Genomic DNA, 1,546 nt, shown 5'->3' on the forward strand with positions numbered 1-1,546 from the left:
GGCGCTTCCGGCGCAGCCGGAGCAGGGCGGCCCGGGCATGGGCCGGGCGCTGCCGCACGCGCCCGGGCGGACCATGCGGGCGCGGCGGCGGCGTCCGGCGGTGCTGGCGATGGCCGTCGCGCTGATCGCGGCCGGCGGGCTGGGCGGGGCCGTCCTCTACAACAGCACCGGCCAGCGGGTCGCGGTGCTGGCGCTGGCCCGGGACGTGCCGTGGGGGCAGGTGATCACCGAGGACGACCTGGTGGTCGCCCGGATCGCGGGGGACCCGGCGCTGCACCCGCTGGCGGCCCAGGACCGGACGAAGGCCGTCGGCATGCGGGCCGCCACCGACCTCAAGCGCGGCGCGATGCTCACCGGGGCCGACCTCGCGCAGGGGCTGTCGGTGCAGCCCGGGCAGATCGTGGTCGGGGTGTCGGCCAAGCGCAGCCAGCTGCCCGCCAGCCGGCTCCAGCCCGGCGTGCAGCTGGTCGTCGTCTTCACCCCCGACAACGGCCGGGCCGACTCGCTGCCCGCCACGGTGATCACCGTCGGCCGGGTGGACACCGACGGCAGCCAGGTGATCGACGTGGCGGTCGGCACCGCGGACGGGCCCCGGCTGGCGCAGTGGGTGGCGAGCGGGCGGATCCAGGTGCTGCTCGCGCCGCGCGGCGGGGCGCCGGGCGGCGCGCCCTCGGCCGCCGCCCCCGCCCCTGCCCCCGGGGCCACCACGCCGGGTGCCGCCACGCCGGGCGCCGGCACCCCCGGCGGAGCCACGCCCGGAGGACCGGCCGCGACGGGCGGCGCCTGATGGCCGTGATCGCGGTGGTCGGCGGCCCGGGCGCACCGGGAGCCACCACCACCGCCCTGGCACTGCTGCTGTCCTGGCCCCTGCCGCCCGGCCGGCGGATCCTGCTGGTCGAGGCCGACCCGGACGGCGGTGCGGTGCTCGCCGGCGCCCTGGAGGGCCGGGTCGAGGCGGTGTACGGGCTGCGCAACCTGGCCGTCGCCGACCGGCGCGGGCTGCTCGCGCAGACCATCTGGGAGCAGCTGATCGACCTCTCGCCCGAGGGCAACGCCGAGCGGCTGCTGCTGCCCGGGCTGACCGACCCCACCCAGGCGCCCGGCCTCGCCTACACCTGGGAGCCGCTCGCCGAACTGCTGCACGGCGTGGAACACCAGGGCTACGACGTCATCGTGGACCTCGGCCGCTCCGGCGCCACCGGCCACAGCGCGGTGCTGGCCCGCCGCGCCGACGCGGTGGTGGCGACCGTGCGGACCACGCTGCGCGGGTTGAGCTCGGTCCGGCCCCGGCTCGCGGCCCTGACCGAGGACCTGGCCGCCGCCGGCACCGGGGCGGACGCGCTCGGGCTGCTGCTGGTCGCCGAGGGGCCGTACGCCCGGGCGGAGGTGACCCGGGAGCTCGGGCTGCCGGTGCTCGGGGTGCTGCCGCACGCCCCCCGGACGGCGAAGGTGCTCTCCGACGGCGGGGACACCACCGACCGGCGGTTCATCCGCTCGGAGCTGATGCGGACGGCGCGCTCGGCGGCGGACGAGGTGCAGCTGCTGG

Annotated in this window: 2 protein-coding genes; both read left to right on the forward strand. The window is 79.0% G+C overall.

Annotated elements, in window-relative coordinates:
* Positions 1 to 787 (forward strand): SAF domain-containing protein (locus ACFU6K_RS38665; protein WP_380671300.1); only part of this gene is annotated, 787 nt, incomplete at its 5' end.
* The coding region (locus ACFU6K_RS38670) for a hypothetical protein (RefSeq protein ID WP_380671302.1) at positions 787 to 1,546 on the forward strand (760 nt) is incomplete at its 3' end. The genes ACFU6K_RS38665 and ACFU6K_RS38670, both read left to right, overlap by 1 nt.

Source organism: Kitasatospora sp. NPDC057512 (genome assembly GCF_042802135.1).
GTDB lineage: Bacteria > Actinomycetota > Actinomycetes > Streptomycetales > Streptomycetaceae > Kitasatospora.